27 protein-coding genes are annotated in these 25,331 nt (G+C 30.9%); 2 read left to right on the forward strand and 25 right to left on the reverse strand.

Annotation, left to right across the window (positions count from 1 at the left end):
• Position 1: 1 nt before the first annotated feature.
• The 21 genes from H8R92_RS09040 to H8R92_RS09140 form a co-directional block, all read right to left on the reverse strand.
• A complete protein-coding gene (locus H8R92_RS09040) occupies positions 2-973 on the reverse strand; it encodes a DHH family phosphoesterase (protein ID WP_186835273.1) in 972 nt (323 codons plus the stop codon).
• A complete protein-coding gene (gene rbfA, locus H8R92_RS09045) occupies positions 974-1,327 on the reverse strand; it encodes a 30S ribosome-binding factor RbfA (RefSeq protein WP_022212376.1) in 354 nt (117 codons plus the stop codon).
• A 12-nt stretch (positions 1,328-1,339) separates the two neighbouring features.
• Positions 1,340-3,400 (reverse strand): translation initiation factor IF-2, encoded by a 2,061-nt coding sequence (gene infB / locus H8R92_RS09050; RefSeq protein ID WP_186835274.1) that lies wholly within the window; start codon positions 3,398-3,400, stop codon positions 1,340-1,342.
• A 15-nt stretch (positions 3,401-3,415) separates the two neighbouring features.
• Positions 3,416-3,730 (reverse strand): 50S ribosomal protein L7ae-like protein, encoded by a 315-nt coding sequence (locus tag H8R92_RS09055; protein ID WP_022212374.1) that lies wholly within the window; start codon positions 3,728-3,730, stop codon positions 3,416-3,418.
• A complete protein-coding gene (gene rnpM, locus H8R92_RS09060; RefSeq protein ID WP_022168184.1) occupies positions 3,723-3,989 on the reverse strand; it encodes an RNase P modulator RnpM in 267 nt (88 codons plus the stop codon). The genes H8R92_RS09055 and rnpM overlap by 8 nt, the downstream gene beginning before the upstream one ends.
• Positions 3,990-4,002: 13 nt before the next feature.
• The gene (nusA, locus tag H8R92_RS09065; RefSeq protein WP_186835275.1) at positions 4,003-5,061 is read right to left on the reverse strand and encodes a transcription termination factor NusA; all 1,059 of its coding nucleotides are present in this window, start codon (positions 5,059-5,061) and stop codon (positions 4,003-4,005) included.
• 18 nt (positions 5,062-5,079) lie between these two features.
• Complete coding sequence (gene rimP / locus H8R92_RS09070) at positions 5,080-5,538, reverse strand: ribosome maturation factor RimP (RefSeq protein WP_186835276.1); 459 nt, start codon at positions 5,536-5,538, stop codon at positions 5,080-5,082.
• A 264-nt stretch (positions 5,539-5,802) separates the two neighbouring features.
• Entirely contained in the window at positions 5,803-6,408 is a 606-nt protein-coding gene (locus tag H8R92_RS09075) for a TIGR04100 family radical SAM protein (RefSeq protein WP_330606905.1), read from the reverse strand.
• A gap of 13 nt (positions 6,409-6,421) precedes the next feature.
• Positions 6,422-6,943: a TIGR04002 family protein gene (locus tag H8R92_RS09080; protein ID WP_022212370.1), complete on the reverse strand. Its 522-nt coding sequence runs from the start codon at positions 6,941-6,943 to the stop codon at positions 6,422-6,424.
• On the reverse strand, positions 6,940-7,767 hold the full coding sequence (locus tag H8R92_RS09085; RefSeq protein ID WP_022212369.1) for a pyridoxamine kinase: 828 nt from the start codon (positions 7,765-7,767) through the stop codon (positions 6,940-6,942). Before H8R92_RS09085 ends, H8R92_RS09080 begins: the two co-directional genes overlap by 4 nt.
• A gap of 106 nt (positions 7,768-7,873) precedes the next feature.
• Positions 7,874-9,058 (reverse strand): pyridoxal phosphate-dependent aminotransferase, encoded by a 1,185-nt coding sequence (locus H8R92_RS09090; protein WP_022212368.1) that lies wholly within the window; start codon positions 9,056-9,058, stop codon positions 7,874-7,876.
• A 2-nt stretch (positions 9,059-9,060) separates the two neighbouring features.
• Entirely contained in the window at positions 9,061-9,321 is a 261-nt protein-coding gene (locus H8R92_RS09095) for a LexA family protein (protein WP_186835277.1), read from the reverse strand.
• Positions 9,318-9,470 (reverse strand): hypothetical protein, encoded by a 153-nt coding sequence (locus H8R92_RS09100; protein ID WP_186835278.1) that lies wholly within the window; start codon positions 9,468-9,470, stop codon positions 9,318-9,320. Before H8R92_RS09100 ends, H8R92_RS09095 begins: the two co-directional genes overlap by 4 nt.
• A 151-nt stretch (positions 9,471-9,621) precedes the next feature.
• Complete coding sequence (gltA, locus tag H8R92_RS09105; protein ID WP_186835279.1) at positions 9,622-11,025, reverse strand: NADPH-dependent glutamate synthase; 1,404 nt, start codon at positions 11,023-11,025, stop codon at positions 9,622-9,624.
• Entirely contained in the window at positions 11,025-11,915 is an 891-nt protein-coding gene (locus H8R92_RS09110) for a sulfide/dihydroorotate dehydrogenase-like FAD/NAD-binding protein (protein ID WP_022212365.1), read from the reverse strand. Before H8R92_RS09110 ends, gltA begins: the two co-directional genes overlap by 1 nt.
• Positions 11,916-11,947: 32 nt before the next feature.
• Positions 11,948-13,114, reverse strand: coding sequence for an iron-containing alcohol dehydrogenase (locus H8R92_RS09115; protein ID WP_022212364.1), 1,167 nt, complete (start codon positions 13,112-13,114; stop codon positions 11,948-11,950).
• Between the two features lie 147 nt (positions 13,115-13,261).
• Positions 13,262-14,215 (reverse strand): DHH family phosphoesterase, encoded by a 954-nt coding sequence (locus tag H8R92_RS09120; protein ID WP_022212363.1) that lies wholly within the window; start codon positions 14,213-14,215, stop codon positions 13,262-13,264.
• A 135-nt stretch (positions 14,216-14,350) separates the two neighbouring features.
• A complete protein-coding gene (locus tag H8R92_RS09125; protein ID WP_022212362.1) occupies positions 14,351-15,673 on the reverse strand; it encodes an extracellular solute-binding protein in 1,323 nt (440 codons plus the stop codon).
• Between the two features lie 73 nt (positions 15,674-15,746).
• On the reverse strand, positions 15,747-16,574 hold the full coding sequence (locus H8R92_RS09130; RefSeq protein WP_022212361.1) for a carbohydrate ABC transporter permease: 828 nt from the start codon (positions 16,572-16,574) through the stop codon (positions 15,747-15,749).
• An 11-nt stretch (positions 16,575-16,585) separates the two neighbouring features.
• Positions 16,586-17,452 (reverse strand): carbohydrate ABC transporter permease, encoded by an 867-nt coding sequence (locus H8R92_RS09135; protein ID WP_186835280.1) that lies wholly within the window; start codon positions 17,450-17,452, stop codon positions 16,586-16,588.
• Complete coding sequence (locus tag H8R92_RS09140) at positions 17,446-18,489, reverse strand: ABC transporter ATP-binding protein (protein WP_022212359.1); 1,044 nt, start codon at positions 18,487-18,489, stop codon at positions 17,446-17,448. The genes H8R92_RS09135 and H8R92_RS09140 overlap by 7 nt, the downstream gene beginning before the upstream one ends.
• A 292-nt stretch (positions 18,490-18,781) precedes the next feature.
• Here H8R92_RS09140 and plsY point away from each other — a divergent pair, with 292 nt between their 5' ends.
• On the forward strand, positions 18,782-19,372 hold the full coding sequence (plsY, locus tag H8R92_RS09145) for a glycerol-3-phosphate 1-O-acyltransferase PlsY (protein WP_022212358.1): 591 nt from the start codon (positions 18,782-18,784) through the stop codon (positions 19,370-19,372).
• A gap of 68 nt (positions 19,373-19,440) precedes the next feature.
• On the opposite strand, the gene rbr is transcribed toward plsY, so the two are convergent.
• From rbr to pfkB, 3 genes are all read right to left on the reverse strand, one after another.
• Positions 19,441-20,028 carry a rubrerythrin gene (gene rbr, locus H8R92_RS09150; protein WP_186835281.1) on the reverse strand — a complete coding sequence of 196 codons (588 nt, stop codon included), beginning with the start codon at positions 20,026-20,028 and terminating at the stop codon, positions 19,441-19,443.
• Between the two features lie 135 nt (positions 20,029-20,163).
• The gene (locus H8R92_RS09155; RefSeq protein ID WP_022212356.1) at positions 20,164-22,104 is read right to left on the reverse strand and encodes a PTS fructose transporter subunit IIABC; all 1,941 of its coding nucleotides are present in this window, start codon (positions 22,102-22,104) and stop codon (positions 20,164-20,166) included.
• Positions 22,105-22,118: 14 nt separating this feature from the next.
• Positions 22,119-23,021, reverse strand: a complete 903-nt coding sequence (pfkB, locus tag H8R92_RS09160) for a 1-phosphofructokinase (RefSeq protein WP_022212355.1) — start codon at positions 23,019-23,021, stop codon at positions 22,119-22,121.
• 270 nt (positions 23,022-23,291) lie between these two features.
• On the opposite strand from pfkB, the gene H8R92_RS09165 reads away from it, so the two are divergent.
• Positions 23,292-23,561 carry a DUF1294 domain-containing protein gene (locus H8R92_RS09165; RefSeq protein ID WP_022212354.1) on the forward strand — a complete coding sequence of 90 codons (270 nt, stop codon included), beginning with the start codon at positions 23,292-23,294 and terminating at the stop codon, positions 23,559-23,561.
• A gap of 36 nt (positions 23,562-23,597) precedes the next feature.
• Here the strand turns inward: H8R92_RS09165 and yjeM are convergent, their stop codons facing one another.
• Entirely contained in the window at positions 23,598-25,103 is a 1,506-nt protein-coding gene (yjeM, locus tag H8R92_RS09170; RefSeq protein WP_022212353.1) for a glutamate/gamma-aminobutyrate family transporter YjeM, read from the reverse strand.
• Positions 25,104-25,331 lie beyond the last annotated feature (228 nt).

Genomic DNA, 25,331 nt, shown 5'->3' on the forward strand with positions numbered 1-25,331 from the left:
CTTATAACTCTTCCTCTATTTTGCTTAATATTTTATCCCTAGCTTCTTCTAATGTTGAATATTTTATAGCTAATCCTGCAGCTTTAGTATGTCCACCTCCGCCAAAGTATTCAGCAATCTTTCTTACATCAACATCATTTTTTGATCTAAGGCTAGCTTTAATCTTATCATCTGCTTCTTTCACTAATAAGGTTACTTCTACACCTTTTATCTGCAATCCATAAGATATAATATCTGAAGTATCTCCTACTTCTATACCAAACTCTTTTCCAGCATCTTTAGGTAGTTCTATTAAGGCAACTTTATCATCACAAACAAGCTGCATATTTGTAAGAACTTTGCCTACAAATCTCACTCTATTAAAATCCTTATTATCAAAAAGACTTTGATAAATAAATGTATTATTTACACCAATTCTCTTCAGTTTAGCAGCAATTTCTAAAGTTCTATATGTAACATTAGAATGTCTAAAAGCTCCTGTATCTGTTACTAACGATGTATATAAACATGTTCCTATTTCTTTACTTATTTCATCATCTTCTTTAAAAACAAATCCTAGCTCCAACAGTAATTCATAAACTATTTCTGCTGTAGCTGCAGCATCTATATCTACGTAATTTTCATTACCATACATATCATTTGATAAATGATGGTCTACATTTAATAATACTTTATTATAATTTTCTAAATTGGCACATATTCTTTCATAATTACCACAATCTAAGACTATAACTACATCTGTATCATCTATTGGTTCATACACTTCACCAGTTACATCTTCAGCACCTAAAAGAAATCTTAAATTTTCTGATAGTGCCTCCTTAGAAAGTACATAGCAATCTTTATTTAAGTATTTTAATCCATTATAAAGTGCAAGAACACTACCTACTGCATCACCATCTGGTGATACATGGTAGGTAATGCCTATCTTCTTTGCACTTAATAAAATATCTTTAATTGTTTTAATTGACAATTATTTACCCTTATTAACCTTATGAATAAGTTCTTCAATATGCATTCCATAGCTTATTGAGTCATCTAATTCAAAAATTATTTGAGGATTATGTCTTAAATTAATTCTTATGCCAATTTCTTTTCTTATATATCCACTTGCATTTTTTAATGCAGTGAAAGTATTATTCTTTTCTTCTTCATCTTTTCCAAATATACTTACAAATACCTTTGCATATCTTAGATCCTTAGTAACTTTTACTGCTGTTACAGAAACCATTGCAGTAAGTCTTGGATCTTTGATTTCATTTTGGATTATATTACTAACTTCTCTTCTGACTTCTTCGTTTATTCTTCCGCCTCTATAGTTAGCCATTTAAATCACCTCTTAAAGCTCTTTTCTTTTTACAGCTTCCATTGTAAATGATTCGATTATATCTCCCTCTTTAAGATCATTGAATCTTTCAACACTTAAGCCACATTCGTATCCTTTATTAACTTCTTTAGCATCATCTTTAAATCTCTTTAATGAAGCTAAGACAGATTCAAAGATAACTATTCCATCTCTTATTACTCTTACTTCAGAGTTTCTTACTATTTTACCATCTGTTACGTAACATCCTGCAATAGTACCTACGTTAGATATTTTGTAAGTCATTCTTACTTCCGCTTTACCATTTATAACTTCTTTGTACTCAGGATCAAGCATACCAATCATAGCAGACTTAACATCTTCAATTGCATCATAGATGATTCTATATGTTTTGATATCCACTCCATCTTTTTCTGCCATAGCTACTGCATTTGAATCAGGTCTAACATTGAATCCAATCATTAATGCATTTGATGCTGCTGCTAAAGTTATATCTGTTTCTGTTATAGCACCTACTGCACCATGGATAACCCTAACCTTAACATCATCTGTTGAAAGTTTCTCTAAAGATTGTCTTATTGCTTCCACTGAACCTTGAACATCAGCTTTAACAATAATGCTTAATTCTTTAACCTTCCCTTCTTGGATTTGGCTATATAAATCTTCAAGTGATACTCTATGTGATGCTTGATGGCTTTCAGTTTTGATTTTATCTTTTCTGATTTCAGCCATATTTCTTGCAGTCTTTTCATCTTTAACAACTACAAATCTGTCCCCAGCTGCTGGAACTTCTGAAAGACCTAAAACTTCTACTGGTATAGATGGACCTGCTGATTTAATCTTTTTACCCATATCATCAAACATAGCTCTTATTCTTCCATATGTAGATCCAACTAAAATAGAGTCTCCTACATGTAGTGTACCATTTTGAATTAATAGTGATGCAACAGCACCTCTACCTTTATCTAACTTAGCTTCAATAACTGTTCCCTTAGATTTTCTATTAGGATCTGCAGTTAATTCTTGCATTTCTGCTGTTAAAAGAATCATTTCAAGTAATGAATCTAAGTTTTCACCAGTTTTTGCTGAAACTGGTACACAAATTGTATCTCCGCCCCAGTCTTCTGCTACTAAACCATGTTCAGTTAATTCTTGTTTAACTCTATCAACATTTGCTCCTGGTCTATCAATCTTATTTATTGCAACTATCATTGGAACATTAGCTGCTTTACAGTGACTTATAGCTTCTTTAGTTTGTGGCATTATACCATCATCAGCAGCAACAACTAAAATAACGATATCTGTTACTTGTGCTCCTCTAGCTCTCATGGCAGTGAAAGCTTCGTGTCCTGGTGTATCTAAGAATGTTATCTTTTCACCATTTAAAGTAACTGTGTAAGCACCTATATGCTGAGTGATTCCACCTGCTTCTGTATCAGTAACTTTAGCTTTTCTTATAGCATCTAATAATGAAGTTTTACCGTGGTCAACGTGACCCATTATTGTTACTATAGGCGGTCTCTTTTCTAAGTTTTCTTCTACTACATCTGTATCTTCTTCAAATGCTTCAAGTTCTGTTTCTTCTTCTTTTCTTTCAGCTATAACTTCATATTTTTCACAAAGCTTTTCTGCTGTAGCAAAATCGATTTCTTGGTTAACTCCAGCCATTACACCTAAGAATATTAAGTTCTTAATAACATCTGCTGTTGGTTTTCCAAGCTTTTCGCATAACTCTTTAACTGTAATAGTATCACCTATTTCAACTACTCCACATGCTGCTTCTGCATTTCTTTCGATTTCTTCACGCTCAATTTCTTTCTTAGTTTTCTTTTTCTTTCTTACACCTTTATTAACTTCTTCAGCTAATTGATCTTCATATTCATCCACTATAGATTTCTTTTCTTGTGGTATTCCATTTTCACCTATAAGTTCTTGAATTAGTGCAGCATCTTCATCTTCTATGACACTCATATGATTTTTTACCTCTACACCAAACTCTTCCATTAATAAAGTTATTAAGTCTTTTGAACTTACATTTAACTCTTTTGCCAATTCATATACTCTGATTTTTGACAATAAAATCACCCCCGGTTAATTTGTTCCTGAATTCTCTCTGTATAAAAACATTAACTTTTCAGCCATATTCTTGTCAGTTATTGCTAAAATTTTAACTTCTTCTCTTCCAATAGCAAAACCTAATTCTTCTTTTGAAAAATCTTCTATTAATCTTATATTCTTTGCTATGCAATGGTTTTTAAATTTCTTTTTGGTGCTATTTGAAGCATCATCAGATATTATAATTAAGAAAAAATCTTTCTTATTTCTTTGTTCATCGCATCTGCTATAGCCTTCAACTATATTCCCAGCTCTTTTAGCTAATCCTAAAAAATTAAAAAATTTATCCATTTAATATCTCATTCCTTAATCTGTTATAGATTTCTTCATCAATGGCTATATCGAGATTTCTACTTAGCCTTTTAGCTTTAAAGGCTTTTTCAAGACATTCTATATTTCTACAAATATATGCCCCTCTTCCAGATTTCTTACCTGTAAGATCCACTGTTACTTCTCCTTCTGGAGTTTTAACTACTCTTATAAGCTCTTTCTTAGGCTTCATTTCCATGCATCCAGTGCACATTCTTAAAGGTATCTTCTTTACTTTCATAGTAAATCCTCCTTTAGTTTTCTAATGCCTCTGCTTGTGATTTACTCTTAATGTCGATTTTCCAGTTAGTAAGTTTTGCAGCTAATCTTACATTTTGTCCTTCTTTACCTATAGCAAGTGAAAGTTGGTTGTCATCAACGATAACTTTAGCAGATTTAGTTTCTTCATCCACTGTAACGCTTAATACTTTTGCTGGGCTTAATGCGCTTGCTAAAAATTCAGCTGGATCTTTACTCCATTTGATTATGTCGATTTTTTCACCTTTTAACTCATCTACTATATTTTGTACACGAGCACCCTTAGGACCAACACAAGCTCCCATTGGATCAACATTTTCATCATGAGATACTACTGCAATCTTACTTCTTGAACCAGCTTCTCTTGAAATGCTCTTTATTTCAACAACACCTTCATATATTTCTGGAACTTCTAGTTCAAATAGTCTCTTAACTAATCCTGGATGAGTTCTTGATACAACAACTTGTGCACCCTTTGAAGTATTTTTAACTTCAACTACATATAATTTTACCTTTTCGTTAAATCTATATTCTTCTCCAGGAATTTGTTCGTTTGGTCCGATTACAGTTTCCAACTTACCAATATTAACAAATACCATACCTTTATCTTGTCTTAAAACTGTTCCAACGATGATGTCATATTCTAATTCTTTGTATTCGTTGTATATGATACTTCTTTCTGCTTCTCTTATCCTTTGTGTTACAACACCTTTAGCAAGTTGAGCTGCAACTCTTCCAAAATTCTTTGGTGTTACTTCGAAATCAACTACATCATCTAAATCGTAGATTGGTCTTATAGCTTGTGCTTCTTCAAGTCCAATTTCAGTTACATCATCAAATACTTCTTCTACAACTATTTTTTGAGAATATACATGGATTTCTCCTGTTTCCCTATCAATTGTTACCTTTACATTTTGAGCTGAAGAAGTTGGCCCAGCATAATTTTTCTTGTATGCTGCTACTAATGCATCTTCAATTGTTTCAAATAATAAATCTTCACTAATCCCTTTATCTTTAACTATCTCTTTAAGAGCACCTATAAATTCTTGATTCATTTATATTTCCCCTCCTTGTTATATTTCCCCTTCTAAGTTTACGGACTTAATTTTATCTTTTGGAATATTTATTTCTTCTGCTCCTTCAACTGTTATTGAACTCTCATTATTTTCCTTAAGTATTCCTTTTATGGTCTTAGTTCCTTCAACAGCTTTAGCAAGTTTTACTAAGACTTCACTTCCTATAAATCTTGTATAATGTTCGTTGGTAAATAATGTTCTGTTTAATCCAGGAGATGAAACTTCTAAGAAATATGCATCTGTAATAGGATCCTTCTCATCTAATACATCACTTACTCTTCTTGAAAGTGCTTCACAATCATTTAATGAAACGCCTCCATCTTTTTCTATATATATTCTTAAATAATATTCTCCGCTTTCTTTCACATATTCAATGTGATAAATACCATAGCTAAGCTCTTCAGCTATTGGCTTAACTATTTCAGCTATTTGTTCCACTAAGGCATTAACTTTCATTTTTTACCCTCCTTTTCAATATTCAGTTTTTTCGTAATTTAAACATAGGTACATAAAAACGCAACTAGAAAAGTAGTTGCGTTAAAATAGAAAGAGCAGGTGTTTACCCCTACTCTATATCTTTTAGCTATTAGTAAATTACTTCCTTTAACATATTATCACACTTTACTAACAATTACAAGGGGTTATTATTTGCAACCTTTCCCCCTATTAAAACTTTACCCAAAAGCAAGTATTTTTATTCATAGCTCTTTTTTAATTCTATTATTCTTCTTTTTCTCTCACTCTTAAAGGAATCCCCATTTCATCAGCTAAGCTCTTACATCTTTCAATTTGTTCATCACTTATGACATTAACAACTGAAAAAGCTACATCACCAATATTTTCTTTGACATACTTGGAAAACTTAATCATAGCATAAAAGGCTTCTGCACCAAACTTTGGTCTTGTTACTTTCAAATATTCATCTGCTGTTGGTGCATTTAGACTTATTGAAACTGCATCAATACATCCAACAAGCAATCTTGCTGTATTATTCTCCTTATGGATTAAATCAGAAATACCAGTTGTATTTATTCTTACTTTCACATTTGATATTGACTTAATGTATCTAGCTACTTCCACCACTTCATGTATCCTAACTAACGGCTCTCCATAACCACAAAAAACTACTTCTTTATATGAATTAAGCTCCTGTTTCTTAAGCTCATCTACAACTTCACTAACAGAAGGATCCCTATCAAGCCAAAGACTTCCACTGCCTTTAAGTCCATCCATTTCTTTTCTAATACAAAAACTACAACTACACGGGCATTTGTTAGTTATATTTATATATAAGCTATCTCCTATTGTATATAATATATTCATCATTTTTTCACCCCCTTTATACTTCCTTCAAAAAAACCTTGCTTTTAAATTTCACTTTATCTAGTGCCAAAGCTGCCATAACAAACACTAATCCACTTCCCACAGGTTGGACTAATGTAATAAAACTCATATAAAAAGCAGCTAGAAAATTACCATACATTATATACTCAGCTAAGCAATACAATATTACACCTGTAAAACCTGCTAAAAAAACTGCTAAAATATTTCTCTTACATAATATATTTTCTTTTTTCCTTGTGAAAAACAATACTAATATCGGCTTAATAATAATTGTTGGTATTACCCATACAGCTGCTCCACTAATCAAATCTGCAAGTCCTGCTCCTATAGCTGACGCCATCATGGCATAAGGTAATGGTAGTATAGATGCTGCCATATATATAAATGCATCTCCCACATGTACATATCCTCCATTGACTCCTACAGGAATATGAAAAGATGTAGTTGTAATGCATATGATAGCTGCTAAAAGAGCTGATATTGCTAATGCTTTTACTTTGCTATGCCCATTAATCATATAAACAACTCCTTTAAAATTGGTTCAAATACAACACCATTTTTCACATCAATTTTCTTTGTGTCAGAATAGCTTATTGCTTTATAGACAAACTCCGAAGCTTTCTTAACAGACTCTTCAAAACCTTTTCCTCTCATCAGCATACCACATATTATTGAGGCAAATATATCACCAGTTCCTCCAAATGATCTATCTGAATGATTATTAACTATAATATACTTCTTATCTTCATCCATATCATAAGCAAAATTTATTATTTCACTTCCTTTTATAATACCTGTAATGACAACTTTTTTAGGGCCTAAAACACCTATTCCTTTAGCTATTTCTTCAATTTCCTCTAAAGAATATTCTCCATTTTTATATTGCTTACCTAAAAGAATACATGCTTCAGTAATATTAGGTGTAGTTACAGTTGCTAGTGATACAAGTTCTTTCATTTTACTGCACATAGCTTCTGTGTAAGTCTTATAAATAGTCCCATTATCTCCCATTACAGGATCTATTAATACAAAGGAGATATTTTGACTCACTATAAGTTCCTTCACTATATCAATTTGCTTTTCAGAGCCTAAAAATCCACTATATACCCCATCAAAAGCAAACCCCATTTCATCCCAGCTATTTTTATAGTTAATCATTTCTTCCGTAAGATCCAAAAACGAAAAATTTGAATAACCTGTTTGACATGATAGTATTGCTGTTGGAAAAGGACAAGGTTGCACTCCTAATACAGATAATATTGGTATCACCGCAGTAAGAGAGCATCTACCAAGACCTGAGATATCGTGTATTGCAACAACTTTTTTTATATCTTTTATCATTTTCCTCACCTGCCAAAATTATTATATGAAAAATATAACATATAATTTAGCTAGCGGCAAAATGTACCCATACATTATATTAGATCACTATTCTAAAGAATATTAATTATCTATATTGCTCAATAAGTTTACTAAAGGCTGGCAATGAATTTACTATTGTTTCATAAGATACACAATAAGCTAATCTAAAATATCCTTCTTTTTTAAATACTGATCCTGGCACTAATAATATATTAAATCTCTTTGCTTCTTCACAAAACTTCTTATCATTTTCTATTGGACATTTAGGAAATAAATAAAATGCCCCTTTAGGCTTTTCACACTCTATTCCTAGACTTGTTAAATGACTATAAATTAAATCTCTATTCTTTTTATAAATATTTATATCAACTTCTAAATTTAAAGATCTTTTAACTACCTTTTGAAATAATGATGGTGCATTAACAAATCCTAAAATTCTATTAGCAATACTTAAAGCCACCGTCACTTCTTTAAAATTCATCATCTTGTCATTTATTACTACATACCCTATTCTTTCTCCTGGTAATGAGAGAGACTTACTATAAGAATAACATACAAATGAATTATCATAATAATTTAATATATAAGGCACATCTATATCATCATAGACAAGTTCTCTATAAGGTTCATCAGCAATTAGATAAATCTCCTTATGGTATTCTAGCTCCTTTTCTTTTAGTACAGAACATATGTCTTGTATCACCTTACCACTATAAATTACTCCTGTAGGATTATTTGGTGAATTTATAATTACAGCCTTTGTTCTTTTAGTGATACTTCTTTTTAAGCTTTCAATATTAGGAAAAAACGTCCTTTCATCTGTATCAACAACAACTTCCTTACCATTAAAGTTTTTGATGTAATTACTATATTCACCAAAAAAAGGTGCAAATAATATAACTTCATCATCATCTTCTAAAATGCTCTTTAATATTATATTAAGCCCTCCTGCAGCACCACAAGTCATTACTATACTGCTTTCATCAAGAGACAAATGATATTTTCTATTTATATCATTTGCAATTGTTTTTCTTACATCCTCATATCCTGAATTACTCATATATCCATGAAGACTTAATGAATTTTCATCAGAGATAATTTCACCTATAATATTCTTTATTTCTTCTGGTGTCTCTACATTAGGATTTCCAAGACTAAAATCATAAACATTTTCCTTGCCATACTTTCTAGATAGTTCCTTTCCTTCTTCAAACATAGCTCTTATTGTAGCTCCGTTTTTTATTAAAGCTCTCATATGCTCAGTTATCATTTTTAACCCCCTTTTATTTGTAGTATGAAATTATCATTATTTCTATCTACCCATTCTTTAGGTAAATAGAAGTTTTCCTGCTTTTCATCATTTATTTCAATAGGATTTCCTGCAGCTATTTCATTAAATACTGGTATTTCTCTTAAATTCTTTCCTGATATATTTTCTTCATTTAAATATATTTCTTTTTCTATAGAGTTATCATCTATTTTAAACTCTAGAATATTTTTATTCTTTAAATTTAAATATTTATATTCATTCATATATCTAACTGTTTCCTTCTCATTAAACTGTTAAAACTTTCCACTTTTAGTATTTTAAAAGCTTCTTCATCAGTAATAAGCTTAATTTTTACATTATAATAGCCTTTAGCATACATAGATACTATTTTGGTAAGATATAAAATTTTCACTCGTTTTTCTTCAATTGAAAATAAAAAATAAGAATTGTTCTTTTCAAATTCTTCATTTTCTCACCTTCTTTAATCTCATATGTATGATAAAAACCCCAAAGAACCTTTGGGGCTATATTATAATTCTATTGATTTAACGGTAGCTTGTCAATTATTTAGTTATTTTTTCTTGTAGGTATTTGTCTATGGCTTTTGCTGCCTTTTTACCTGCACCCATAGCCAGTATAACTGTAGCTGCACCTGTAACAGCATCTCCACCTGCATAAACTCCTTCTTTAGTAGTGAGACCTGTTTCTTCGTCAGCAACAAGACATTTCCACTTATTAATTTCTAATCCATCAGTCGTAGAAGCAATAAGTGGGTTTGGTGATGTTCCAAGAGACATTATCACTGTATCTACTTCAATAACAAACTCTGAACCTTCAATGGGCATAGGTCTTCTTCTTCCTGAATCATCTGCTTCTCCTAGAACCATCTTTACACATTTTATTCCCTTTACCCATCCGTTTTCATCACTTAATATTTCTACCGGGTTAGTAAGTATATGAAAAATTACTCCTTCTTCCTTTGCATGATGTACTTCTTCTTTTCTTGCTGGAAGTTCTGACTCACTTCTTCTATAGACTATATGTGATTCAGCTCCTAATCTTAACGCTGTCCTTGCTGCATCCATGGCAACATTTCCACCACCTACTATTGCAACCCTTTTACCAATTTTCACAGGAGTATCATAATCCTCTCTAAAAGCTTTCATTAAATTTACTCTCGTTAAAAATTCATTGGCAGAAAATACTCCATTGGCACTTTCTCCAGGTATACCCATAAATTTTGGCAGTCCTGCACCTGAACCGATAAATACAGCCTTAAATCCCTCTTCATTCATTATTTCATCAATAGTTATTGTCCTACCTACAATAACATTTGTTTCTATATTAACACCTAATTTTCTGATATTATCAATTTCAGCCTTAACAACTTCTTCCTTAGGAAGTCTAAATTCTGGAATTCCATATACAAGCACTCCACCTGGTTCGTGAAGCGCTTCAAATATGGTAACATCATACCCTTTTTTAGCTAAATCACCAGCACAAGTAAGCCCTGCAGGCCCAGATCCAATTATAGCTACCTTTATATTATTTGACTCTTCTTTAAAAGATACATCAACATAATTTTCCCTAGCCCAATCTGCTGCATACTTTTCTAGCTTTCCTATGGCCAATGGTTCCCCTTTAATTCCTAATACACATTTTCCTTCACATTGACTTTCTTGAGGACATACTCTTCCACAGACAGCAGGAAGAGAACTATATTTAGCAATTTCTTTAGCTGCTCCTTCAATATCATTATCCTTAATATAATTTATAAATTCCGGTATATTTATTGATACAGGACATCCTTCTATACATTGAGGATTTTTACAATGAAAGCATCTCAATGCTTCTTTAACAGCTCTCTCATTATCATATCCCAAGCATACTTCCATAAAATTTTTAGCTCTTTTTCCCGGTTCTTGTTCATTAACTGCCACTCTTTTCATTCTATCTGACATCGCCATTAATTTCCACCTCCACAACCACAGCCGCCATGCTTATGAATAATTCCTTCTTCCATTCTTAAAAGCGCTCTTCCTTCTTCTGTCTTATATAAAGTTTGTCTTCTCATAGATTCATCAAAATCCACTAAATGCCCATCAAATTCTGGTCCATCAACACAAGCAAATTTTACTTTGCCTCCAACAGTTACTCTGCAAGCTCCACACATACCTGTCCCATCCACCATTATTGGGTTTAAGCTTACTGTAGTCTTAATATTTAACTCCTTAGTAAGCTTGGCCATAAACTTCATCATAATCATTGGCCCAATTACTATGGCATGATCATATTTTTTATTTTCATTATTCACTAAATGATTTAGCATATCTGTAACTCTTCCATTAAATCCATAACTACCATCATCAGTGGATACATAAAGATTTCCTGCAACCTTTTTCATTTCGTCTTCTAAAATAATAAGATCTTTTGTTCTTGCTCCAATAATCACATCTGCTTTTATTCCTTGCTCATAAAGCCACTTAACTTGCGGATATACCGGAGCTGCTCCTACACCTCCAGCAACAAATAAAATATTCTTTCCTTTAAGATTATCAACAGCTTCATATATTAGCTCACTTGGTTGCCCTAAAGGCCCTGCAAAATCCTCTACATAATCTCCTATTTCATATTGTGCCAATTCCCTTGTGGCAGCACCTACAGTTTGAAACACAATAGTTATAGTACCTTTATCCCTATCATAATCTGCAATGGTTAATGGAATTCTTTCTCCTTTTTTATCATTTCTTATGATTATAAATTGACCTGGTTTTGCTGATTTTGCAACCCTAGGTGCTTCTATATCCATTAAGTATATATTGGAGGTAAGATATCTTTTGTCTGTTATTTTATACATTACTTCACTTCCTTAACAATTTTTAAATAAAATTATAGTTCAACATCATTTCCATAGTATGTGCAGACTAACAGTTTTTCCATTGTCTTATCATCAATTGTTCTAGGATTTGATGATGTACATGCATCAAGAACAGCATTATGAGCTATAAACTTAACATTTGAAGTAAACTCATCTTCAGTAATTCCATATTCTTCCATAGATGCAGGTATACTTAACTTTTTATTAAATTCCCTTATCTTATTTATCAATAAATCTGTAGATTCTTTATTATCTTTTCCTTTTACTCCTAATACTTCTGCAATATCTGCATATCTATCTTCACAAGTTTTTCTATTATATTGGATTACATACGGTAAGAAAATAGCATTAGCACATCCGTGAGGTATGTGGAATACTGCACCAACTTTATGTGCCATTGAATGAACTATTCCAAGTAATGCATTACTGAATGCCATTCCTGCAAGACATTGTGCTTCATGCATTAATGCTCTACATTCTTCATTTCCTTTATAAGACTTTATTAAATTTTCATCAATCATTGATATAGCTTTTAGAGCTAAAGGATCAGTAAAATTAGATCTTAAAGATGCAGTATAAGCTTCTATTGCATGAGTAAGTGCATCCATTCCTGTATGCGCCACTAATTTAGGTGGCATTGTCTGTGCTAAATCTGGATCAATAATTGCAATATCTGGAGTTATATTAAAATCAGCTATAGGATATTTTATTTTAGCCTTATAATCAGTGATTACAGAAAACGCTGTTACTTCTGTAGCTGTACCTGAAGTTGATGGTATTGCCACAAATTTAGCCTTTTGTCTAAGTTCAGGAAGTCCAAAAGGTACCACTGCTTCTTCAAATGTAAATTCAGGATATTCATAAAAAATCCACATTGCTTTGGCTGCATCTATTGGAGATCCCCCTCCCATAGCAACAATTAAATCCGGTTCAAAATCTCTCATCATTTCTGCACCCTTCATAACTGTTTCCACTGAAGGATCTGGTTCAACACCTTCAAATAAAACAACTTCCATTCCAGCTTCTTTTAAATAGCTTTCTACCTTATCTAAGAAGCCAAACCTCTTCATTGAGCCTCCACCAACTACAACTATAGCCTTTTTAGCCTTAAGAGTCTTTAAAACTTCTAATGAACCTTTTCCATGATAAATATCTCTTGGTAATGTAAATCTTCTCATAATATTTCTTTCCTCCCCTATATTCATATATTTTTACTAACTTTAATACTAAAGTTTATTTTTAGTATTAATTACATAATATACCAAAATTATTTTAAAAAAAAGAAGTTTTATGCTTTTTTATACATAAAACTTCTTAACTTTAAATTATTTATTAAATTCCCTACAGTTATCATCCATATCTTTTATTATATTGTTTATAACATCCCAAGATGCAACTGAAGCACCAGCAGCTAACATATGTCCACCACCGCCATATTTAAAAGCAATATCATTTACTCTAGGTCCATTAGATCTAAATTCACAAAAGATGCTTCCATCTTCTTTTTCAGCAAAGAAATGCCAATTTATTATCCCTGCTGTATCTTGAAGTGCATTAACCATTCTTACTGCTTTTATAGGAGTTAATCCATATTTGACCACGTTATCATAAGTAATTTTTAAATAAGCTACTCCATTTTCTGTTTTTTCATAATTGCTATAGATAAAACCTAAGAATTTTAGTTCTTCTTCTTTTCTTCTATAGAGATTAGCGTAAATATCTTTTGTTTGTAAATCAAAAGTTATTGTTGGCAGTTTTTTAAACAGCTCTGTTGGATTATCTACATAGGCAAATCTTCCTGTATCGCCAATAATACCTGTATATAATGCTTTTCTACCATTATATTCAATCTTTAATCTATCACTATTTGCTAAGTAAAAATCTAATATCATTTCACTGCATGATGAATATTCAGTATCTACCCATGTTAAATCTTCAAAAGGAGCATCAAAAGGTTTATGATGATCAATTTTTATTATATAACCACAATCCATAAAGCTTTGATTATCTACTCTTTCTTTATTAGACACATCCACAATAATAGCCAAAGTATCTTTATCACATACAACACTTTCATCCATAGTTCCAATATATCCTAATTTTTCTAAATGTTCTCCTAACAAATATACCTTCTTATCTGGATATGTACTTTCTATTATACTTTTTAATCCATTTTGTGAACCATATGAATCTGGATCAGGAAATACATGTCTAAATATCGCTATTTTATCAAATTCTTCTATTTTTTCTAAAATATTCTTGATTAATATTTTTTTCATAAGCTATACTCTCCATTATTATTTTATGTTAAGCATTATTATAATACTTAACATATTATTATATCAAATTTCTATTTAAATTCAAGAAAAAACCTACCTAGCAAACTAGGTAGGTAATATTTTATATAAATATTATTAGTTACGTCCTATTGATGTTTGAACTTGTGATACTATATCATCAACTAAAACTTCAACATCTTTAATACTTCCTGACATAAACGCTTCATACTTTTCTTGAGCTACTGTTCTTGCTGATTGAGCATTGTTTATAGCTGGTGTATAGTATGCATATGGAAGTGATTTTTGAGCTACATTGTATACTTGGCTGTATAATGAAGTTTCATCATTTAAAATATTTTTAACTATTTCTGTTTCAACTGCTGATTTTCTTACTGGAAGATATCCTGTAGCAGTTGCAAATTTAGCAGTATTTTCTGCATTTGTTGCAAACTTTACAAACTCGTAAGCAGCATATTGAGCTTCTGCACTTACATTGTTAGTTACAAATAATGAAGCTCCTTGTTGCATAACTGCTTTATCTTTTCCTTCAAATACAGGTACTTCTACAACCGCAATTTCAAAAGCTCCATCATTGTTTAAGTATGCATATCCTGCTGAAGAACCTTGGTAACATAACATTTTTTGATTAACAAAAGGATTTGAAAGGAATTTATCTTCCCCAGCAATTCTGAAAGCTCCACTTTCTGCTTGTTTTTGGAAGAATGTCATATATTCTCTAACCCATTCATTATCAACATTAATAGTACCTTTTGAGTCAACAAAATCAAGTCCATCCATTTTTAATGATGAAATAAAAGCATTTGAAGAAGAGTCAAAACCAAATCCTGCTACACCTAATTCTGTAACAGCTTTATTAGATATTTCTGCTAACTTTTCAAAAGTTAAGTCTTCTAAATCTTCTAAAGTATACCCTAAACTTTCTAACATGTTTTTATTAACATATAATACTTCTGTTGATTTAGTCATTGGAAGTCCATAAACTTCTCCGTTATTCCATTGAGATGTTTCTTGAATGAATGCATCTACAAAATCATCCATTTCATCAGCCATACCAACATTTTTATCATTGATAAATGAAGATAAATTAACTAACTTCTTGTCTTCTATCAATCCAGTAGCTACGTCTGGATAAACATTTATAATAGCTGGTAAACTATTTGATTGTGCTGCTGAAATTACTTTTTTGTTAAGGTCTACAATAGATCCTTGGCTAATGGCGTTTACTGTAATTCCTTTATCATTTGTTGCATTAAAATCTTCAATTATTTCATTTAATACCTCAGCTTGTCCCCCATTCATATAATGCCACATTTCAATTGTAATTGGTTTAGTTAATTCTGTAACCATATCACCATTTTCTGATTTACTAGAACATCCAGCTAATGATGTCATCACTAGTGTACTAGAAAGTAAAGTTGCTAAAAGTCTTTTTTTCATTAAAGTCACCTCTGTAATAATATTTATATATATTTATATAAAGAGATAGGCTATGAACCTCACTCTAAATATCTTAACCCTTTGTTCCACCTAATGAAATACCATTCATAATTTTCTTATGTAAGAATACATAAACACCTACAATTGGAACTGTTATTATAGATGATGCTGCCATTAATAACTCATATTGATTACCTGCATCTGATTGGAAAGCTGTAAGACCTGTGGCAAGTACTCTCATATTTTCATTATTAGTTACTAATAACGGCCATAGGAAAGCATTCCAAGAATTGATTCCAACCAAAATTGATATAGTTATTATTGATGGTTTTGCTATTGGAACTAAAACTTTCCATAAGAATTTCCAGTCTCCTGCTCCATCGATTTTAGCTGCATAATAAAGTGGCTTTGGTACTGTTAAGAAAAACTCTCTTAACATATATATATATAATACACTTGCCGCATAAGGTATAAATAATGATGTATATGTATCAATCATTCCTAAGTTAGATATAGTTTTAAAGTTATTAACTATTAAAACTTCTCCTGGAATCATCATTGATGCAATAAATATTGAAAATATTAAATCTCTACCTTTAAACTCTAAGTGAGAGAATGCAAATGCTGATAAGATAGAAATTACAACTGTACTTACTATACTTAATACTGTTACTATAATTGTATTTATAAAATATCTTCCAAATGGAGCCATGCTAAATGCTGTGCTATAATTAGACCACATTACATTCTCCGGTAGCATTGTTGGTGGTGTCTGAATAACTTCAAATCCTGACTTTAATGATGATGAAATCATCCAATAAAACGGAAATACAGTTATTATAGCAAAAATAACTAGTAGAAAATATTTTATAGCTACTCTGAAATTATTTTTTTGGTTCATTTCTGCACTCCTTAATAGTGAATCTTATTACGTGTTATTACTTTTTGTACCATCGTAACTGTTAATATAATCAGTAATAATATAACTGACGCTGCAAATGCAAGTGGGAAATCTTGATCTCCGTAAAATCTATCGATTATATATCTTACAACTGTAGATACCTTTCCATCTAGCGTTCTTCCTCCAAATAAAACATACACTTCAGTATAAACCTTAAATGAAGCTATTAAACTAATCATGTACGTATATGCTATCATCGGCGATACTAGAGGAATTGTTATCTTTCTAAAAATTGTACTTCCCTTAGCTTGATCAATTTTAGCAGCTTGATAGTATTGTGGATTAATTGACGCAATACCAGTAGTTAATATTAATGTATTGAATGCTAAACTCTTCCATACAGCAAAAATAATTAATGCTGTCATTGCATACTTTGGATCATTAAGCCAATTTATTTTATCAACTCCTAATAATCCTAATAAGTAGTTAATTATTCCATATTCACTATTAAATAACCATGACCATACTAATCCAATAGCTACTACTGAAGTTACATACGGTAAGAAATAAACACTTTGGAAAAATCCCCTTACAGTTTTATTCTTTATATTCGCTAACGCATTAGCAAGAATTAAAGAAATAAATACTGATGAAAATGGAACAACTACCGCATAAATTACAGTGTTTAATAGCGACTGAATAAATCTCTTATCATTAAACAAGTATTGATATGTACCAAATCCAAATTGGAATCCTGCTGCTTTTGTTTCATCAAAACTGAAGATTATAGTATATATTATTGGATAAAATACAAATACCCCTAATAATACAAGCGCTGGTAATAAATATATATATCCTTTGCGATTTTTCTTTAGCATTTTGTTATAAACGCCTCACTTTCAGCATCAAACACATAACTCTTACCAAGCTTAGGTCTAACTATTAATTCTTTTCCTTCTTCAATTTCAAATTCTTTTTCTACAAGCATCTTGTATTCTGTTTGATTATGAGTAAGAGTAAGTAATCTTTCTCTTCCTAATATTTCAACAGTTTTTACAATTGTCTTTAAACCACTTTCTGCTACTTCAAAATCTTCTGCTCTAACTCCCATTAAAACATTCTTTTTATCTAACGGTAAGTTATTTACTTCAAGAGAATCTACCTTTGCAATTCCATTTTCAACATTTAATGGTATGAAGTTCATTTCTGGACTTCCTATGAATGAAGCAACAAATTTATTACAAGGATTCATGTAGATATCACTTGGTGATGATATTTGTTGTATATCACCATCTTTCATTAAGACAATTTCATCTGAAATACACATTGCTTCTTCTTGATCATGTGTTACAAATATAGCTGTAACTCCTGTTTCTTTTTGGATTCTTCTTATTTCTTGTCTTGTTTCAACTCTTAATTTTGTATCTAAGTTTGATAAAGGCTCGTCCAATAATAATATGTCTGGCTTTTTAGCTAAAGCTCTTGCAATAGCAACTCTTTGTTGCTGTCCACCTGAAAGTTGTGCTGGCTTTTTATCTAACTGGTCTGCAATTTTAACTATTCTTGCAACTTCTTCAACTCTTTCAGATGCTTCTTTCTTATCCCACTTAAGATTCTTTAAAGGGAACATGATGTTTTCTCTAACAGTCATGTGTGGATAAAGTGCATAGTTTTGAAAAACTAATCCTATTCCCAATTGTTCTGGTTCTAATCCTGTAACATCCTTATCTCCAAAGAATATCTTTCCACTATGTACTTTATGAATTCCTGAAATAGTAAAAAGTGTTGTTGATTTTCCTGAACCTGATGGACCTAGTAACGACACTAACTTTCCCTTTGGAATTTGTAATGTAACGTCATTAATAGCCGTAAAGTCACCAAATTTTACAACTAGATTTTCTAGTCTTATTCCCATTGATAATTCACCTCATGCTTTATTTACTTTTTAAGTTACTTGTACGAATTTTTTATTAACCACCAATAATCTTTCGCACCCTATTCAGAATACGATATTTTTCTACCAAATGTCAACTTATTTTCGCATTTTATATGACATATTTCGCTTGTAGTATATTTCTTAACATAAATTTAATATTTATTTTAACAATACATAAGTAATACATATATCACTTTACAATAAATATCTCTTGCATAATTTTCAAATGTAAAATATTATAATGTATGTAATATATAAAAAGGAGATATTTATGTTAGCTTTATTGGTTATTTTTTCTTATCTAATGGGTTCTATACCTACAGGATATATAATAGTTAAAAAGAAATTTAACAAGGATATTAGGAAATTTGGTAGCGGAAACATAGGCGCTACTAATGTTGGAAGAATAGCAGGTAAAAAACTATCTAAAATCACAGCTATATGTGATATGCTTAAAGCAATAATACCTGTATTAGTAACATATTTATTCTTATATTTAGGACTTTTAAAAAGCAATAAAAGTATTGCTTTAGCTTTAGTAGCTATCTCAGCAATACTGGGACATAACTATACCTTATTTTTAAAATTCAAAGGTGGAAAAGGAGTTGCAACTTCTGCTGCTGCTTTTATGTTTATAGTACCAAAGGCCTTTATTGTAACAGCAATAGTATTCTTTGGACTAAAGTTATTTACAAAAGTAGTATCTATCCGTTCACTAATTGCTGGTGTTACATTATTTTTTACAACCTTACTTTTTGGTTATGATAAGTATTTAGTGTATGCAACATTATTTGCATGTCTTTTAGTATTTTGGAGACATAGAGCTAATATCAAAAGATTAATTGATGGTACTGAAAAATAGCTAGATAATCTAGCTATTTTTATTTTTACATAGATTAATCTATCATTTTAATCATTATTTACTGATTATTATTCAAATGGACTTTCTTCAAATTCAATAAAATAACCTTTATGATAAGTACATACAGGACACGTATTAGGTGCTGACTTTCCCTCATATATATATCCGCAGTTTGTACACATCCAAATTGTTTCTTCTTCTCTATTATATAAAGTATCTTTTTCAATCATATCAGCATATTTACCAAATCTTTCGCCATGCTTCTTTTCAATTTCTGCAATATTGTTAAAAATGTTGCTTATTGCTATAAAACCTTCTTCTTTTGCCACTTTTGCAAAGTTGGGATAGACATCATCATATTCTTGAAATTCTCCATGTTCTGCAGCTCTTAAAAGCTTTGCTACATCATCATAATATGAAACCGGATATCCACCATCTATATTAATATTATCGCTGTTACAGCTCTTAAGTGCCCTATAAAACACTTCTGCATGAGCTTTCTCTTGATTAGCAGTATAAGTGAATAAATCCTTTATTATATACATTCCTTGCCTTTTTGCAGCTTCTCCAGCAATAGTATATCTATTTCTTGCTTGACTTTCACCTGCAAAAGCCCTCATTAAATTTATCTTTGTATTGCTATCCTTTAAATCCATAATATTCCTCCTAAAATAAAATCTAAATATATTATTAGAAGATTTGCTAAGTTTTATTCTTATTATTTTTAATAAATATTAAAATATATAAAAAAGACAGAAAATCCTTTTTATATTTTCTGTCTTTTTTATATATTATTTTACTTTTTCTTCAACTGTTTTTCTTAATATTCCAAGAAGTATAGCACCTACTATTGTTCCTATTACCACTGATAATAAATACATAAATGGTTCTCCTATTACAGGTAATACAAATATACCACCATGAGGAGCTCTAAGTGTACAATTAAAGAACATAGATAATGCTCCCGCTGTTGCTGAACCAATTACTGCTGAAGGTATAACTCTTAATGGATCTGCTGCTGCAAACGGTATTGCACCTTCTGTAATAAATGATAATCCCATTACAAAATTAGTTACCGCTGCCTCTCTATCTTTTTTAGTAAATTTATTTTTGAAAACTAATGATGCTACTGCAATTGCTAATGGTGGAACCATTCCTCCTGCCATAACTGCTGCCATAACTTCAAAGTTTCCTGATGCTAGTGACGCTGTACCAAAAACATATGCTGCTTTATTGAATGGTCCACCCATATCTACAGCCATCATACCAGCTACAACCATACCTAACATAACTCTGCTTGTTCCACCCATTGAGTTTAATACATTTGTTATGCCAGTATTAATTGTTCCAAAGAATGGATTTACAAATAATAAAATTGCACCAACTAAACCAATTCCTAATAAAGGATATAATAGTGTAGGTTTTAATCCTTCTAAAGATTGTGGTAAGAAACTTAATACTTTCTTAATTCCAAGTACAAGATATCCTGCTAAGAACCCTGCAAATAAAGCACCTAAAAACCCACCACTAACAACAGATATATTAGCATCAAATGCACTTGCTATAGTAATACCTGAATTTGCTAATGCTCCACCAACAAAACCAGCTGCTAGCCCTGGTCTATCTGCAATACTCATTGCTATATACCCTGCTAGAACAGGTAGCATAAAGTTAAATGCTGTCTCTCCTATTGTTTTAAGAACTGCTGCTAAAGGTGTATTTTTTCCAAAATTAGCTGGATTGATATTATAATCATCAAATAAGAATGCTAAAGCTATTAAGATACCTCCTCCAATAACAAATGGAAGCATATGTGAAACACCATTCATTAAATGTTTATAAATTTGACGTCCAAAGCTTTCTTTTTCCGCTGAAGCTTCATCTTCATCGCCACCACCAGCATGATGATAAATAGGCGCATCTCCTTTAGCAGCCCTACTTATTAGCTCCTCTGCTTTATGAATTCCATCAGCAACTTTAGTTTGAATTACTTTTTTACCATCAAATCTAGCCATATCAACTTTTTTATCTGCTGCCACAATGATAGCTTCACAATTTTCAATATCTTCTTTTGTTAAAACATTTTTAGCTCCACCAGAACCATTAGTTTCAACTTTTATAGATATACCCATTTCTTCAGCTTTACCATTTAAGCTTTCTGCTGCCATATATGTATGAGCAATACCAGTTGGACATGCTGTTACAGCTAATACTCTATAACCTGTTCTTACATCAGCATTAACTTCTGCTTCTCCCTCTTTCTCATCTGGGAATTTTTCTTTTTCTTTTTTATCAATAAGATTTAAAAACTCTTTTTTATCCTTTGCATTAATTAATGACTTTCTAAACTCTTCATCCATTAATATAGTTGAAAGCCTTGCTAATACCTCTAAGTGAACTTCATTTTCACCTTCTGGTGCTGCTATCATAAAAAATAAATGTGAAGGCATTCCATCAAGTGCATCATAATCAACACCTTCTTTGCTCACTGCTGCTGCCAGTGAAGCATTCTTTACAGCTTTAGTCTTACCATGAGGTATAGCAATACCATCACCAATTCCTGTAGTACTTAAATCTTCTCTAGCTAATATAGCCTCTTTATATCCATCTTTATCATTTAAGTTTCCTGTCTTATCCATTAATTCCACGAGCATATCAATAGCTTCTGCTTTATTTTTAGGAGCAAAGTTTAAATCTATTCCTTGCTCATGCAATAAATCAACGATTCTCATTTTCATATCTCCTTCTATAATTGTTTTAACAATTCTTCAACTTTATCTCTTGTTGCTAAACCTTCAGAAAATGCCGAAGCACTACCTGTAGCTACTCCTATTTTGAAAGCTTCCTTAATATTTTTATTTTCAGCTATACCAGCTAAAAATCCACCAACCATTGAGTCACCAGCTCCAACTGAATTAACTAGCGTTCCTTTCGGTGTATCACTGATAGTTATTTCACCATTTTCTTCAATTAATATTGCTCCATCACCAGCCATAGATATAATTACATTTCTTGCACCAATTTCTTGTAACTTTTTAGCATATGTTATTATTTCATCTTTACTATTTAGCTTTACATTGAACATTTCTCCAAGTTCATGATGATTAGGCTTAATTAAAAACGGCTTATATTTTAATACATTAAGTAGTAAATCTTTTGTTGCATCTACCACAAAATTTATTTCTTTATCTTTAAAGTCCTTCATGATAGTTTCATATATATCATCAGGAAGAGTATTTGGTATACTTCCAGCAAGAACAACAAAGTCTCCCGCTTTAAGAGCTTCAAGCTTTTCGTATAGCTTTTCTATATCATTTTTAGAAATATCTGGCCCCATACCATTAATTTCACTTTCTTCTTTGCTCTTTAATTTAACATTTATTCTTGACATTCCCTTTTCTAATCTTATGAATTCATTATCCACTCCATGATTTGCTACAAGCTTTTCAATTTCTTCTCCAGTAAATCCAGCAGTAAATCCTAACGCTCTGTTTTTAACTCCCAGGTTCTTTAATACAATTGATACATTTATACCTTTTCCACCTGGATAAATATCCTCCTTAGAAGTTCTATTTACATGCCCTACCTTAAAATCGTCAACTTTTACTATATAATCTAATGAAGGGTTTAATGTAATGGTATTAATCATTTTATTCACTCCTATTACCAACATTTGTTTAATCCTTTACATAGCTTCCAAAAAAACTTCTGTTAAGGTTTTATTTAATTAAATAATATGATACTTTACTTTCACTGTCAATACATTTCTTTCATTTTCTTTCACTTCATTTCACTTTCTTTCATAAAAATTCATTATAGCTTACTTAGTTTAATTTATTTTTAGTATGTACTTTTTTTTAATTGATTATTAATTTTCCTTAATCTAAAATTAAATAAATTGATGGAGATGATTTTATTTATGAAAATTCTTTTATTATATATATTATTTATAAATATCCTTTCATTTGCCTTAATGTTTATTGATAAAATAAAGGCTATTAGAAGGAAATGGCGTATTACAGAAAAAACTCTACTATCTGTATCATTTATTGGTGGATCTTTAGGTTCATATTTAGCAATGATATTTTTTAGACACAAAACTAATCATTTTAAATTTAAGTATGGATTACCATTAATGCTTATTTTACATTGTATTTTATTTTTTATATTAAATAATAAGATAGTATAAATCATCGCAATTTATACTATCTTATTGTATTTTAATCTATAACTTGTTTTTCTTCATTTTATTTTCATAAACATTAAATAAACTTAAGGCAACAACGCTAAATATAACTGGTCCAGCTATTTGTGCTATTGTATCAACATATTTACTTGCTTCTATGGCTGGTTGAATTATTGTAAATACATTAGCGAAACCAACAGTTATGATTACTATCACTGCACAGATAGTTGCAAAACTTTTACTCTTAAATATTATAAAAGGCTTATCTATATTATCATTTTTCTTAAATGCTATAAATGCTATAGCTAAGAAAATAGTTGGTATTGTCATTGCAACGTTACTCATTAAAATTAATAAATCAAGGAATGCCGCTGCAGTATCACCACCAAATGATGCTACTACTATTATAGCAACTACTATTAAACATTGTATCCATAAAGCCTTAACTGGCATATTGTTTTTATTAACTTTAGTCCAGCTTTCAGGCCATATTTCCTTTGGTGTTCCTTCTATTAATTGCTTTAATGGCGAATATATTAATGTAAAGAATGCACCTATTAAAGCAAGGAACATGGCAAGACCTATATATCTTGCAAACCAAGTACCCATTATTGCAGCACCTTTAGGTGAAAGTCCAAATACATTTCCAAGTTGAACTCCAAGATTCTTGATTACTACATATGAAACGTTAGCTCTACTTACTTCTGGTGAACTTAATATTTCTTGCCAATTTGTAAATAGACCTATCATAAGTATTCCTAATGAATATCCTATAGCTATTACTATAGCTGAAATCTTAATTCCTGTCGGGAATGTCTTTTCTGAATTCTCAGTTTGATCAACTAATCCACCAACAGCTTCTAACCCACCATATGCAAATATTGCATATACTAAGAATGAGAATATTGCTAATATAGATGTATATGATGGATTTGGGGAATTAAAGAAGGCTGAAAAGCTTATTGGTTCAGCAGCTTTAAATCCATTTCCTCCAAATACTATTAATGCACCTACTAAAAGAACTATGTTTGCACTTGTAACGAAAAATCCTCCAACAGAAGCAATTTTTGAAATGCTTTTCAAACCTTTTGTTGATAAATATGTAATTACTACTATTAACACTACACCTAGAATAGCTAATGTCTTAGGTGCATTTAAGCCAAATAATGACCACGTTGATGTAACATCTGATCCAAAAATTAAATTAGAAAGTGGAACCCAAATTGATGAAGATACACTTACCATCCATACTATGTATGAAGCAAACCACATGAACGTTCCAACGAAAGCAAATTTTGCTCCCACTGCTCTCTCCATCCAAGCATATATACCTTTTTCTTCTTTAAATGCTGCACCATATTCAGCCATCATGAATGCATATGGAATGAAAAATGCAATTGCACCAAATAAATACCATAGAATAGCAGAGTATCCCATTAAGTAAAACGCTCTTGGAATATTGTTAAATCCAAAAACTGATGTGAAAATCATTAAAATAAGCGCAACTAATGTTAATTTACTCATTTGTTTATTTTCTTTTCCCATAATTATCTCCTTTTCAAGAATATTTTAACAATCTTATCATTAGTGATAAAATCACACTCATCTATAATAACAAATATCTTTATTATAATCTATATTATTATTTTCATTTTTCCCTAAGTTATTATTTTTTTTCCTATATACTATCATTTTTTTCACTGTATATTTAATTATTATTTGTTTTTAAAACATTTTTATAATATCATAATATTTTTTAGATTAAAAAAATAA

The sequence above is a fragment of the Clostridium lentum genome (genome assembly GCF_014287815.1).
Classification (GTDB): Bacteria; Bacillota; Clostridia; order Clostridiales; family Clostridiaceae; genus Clostridium; species Clostridium lentum.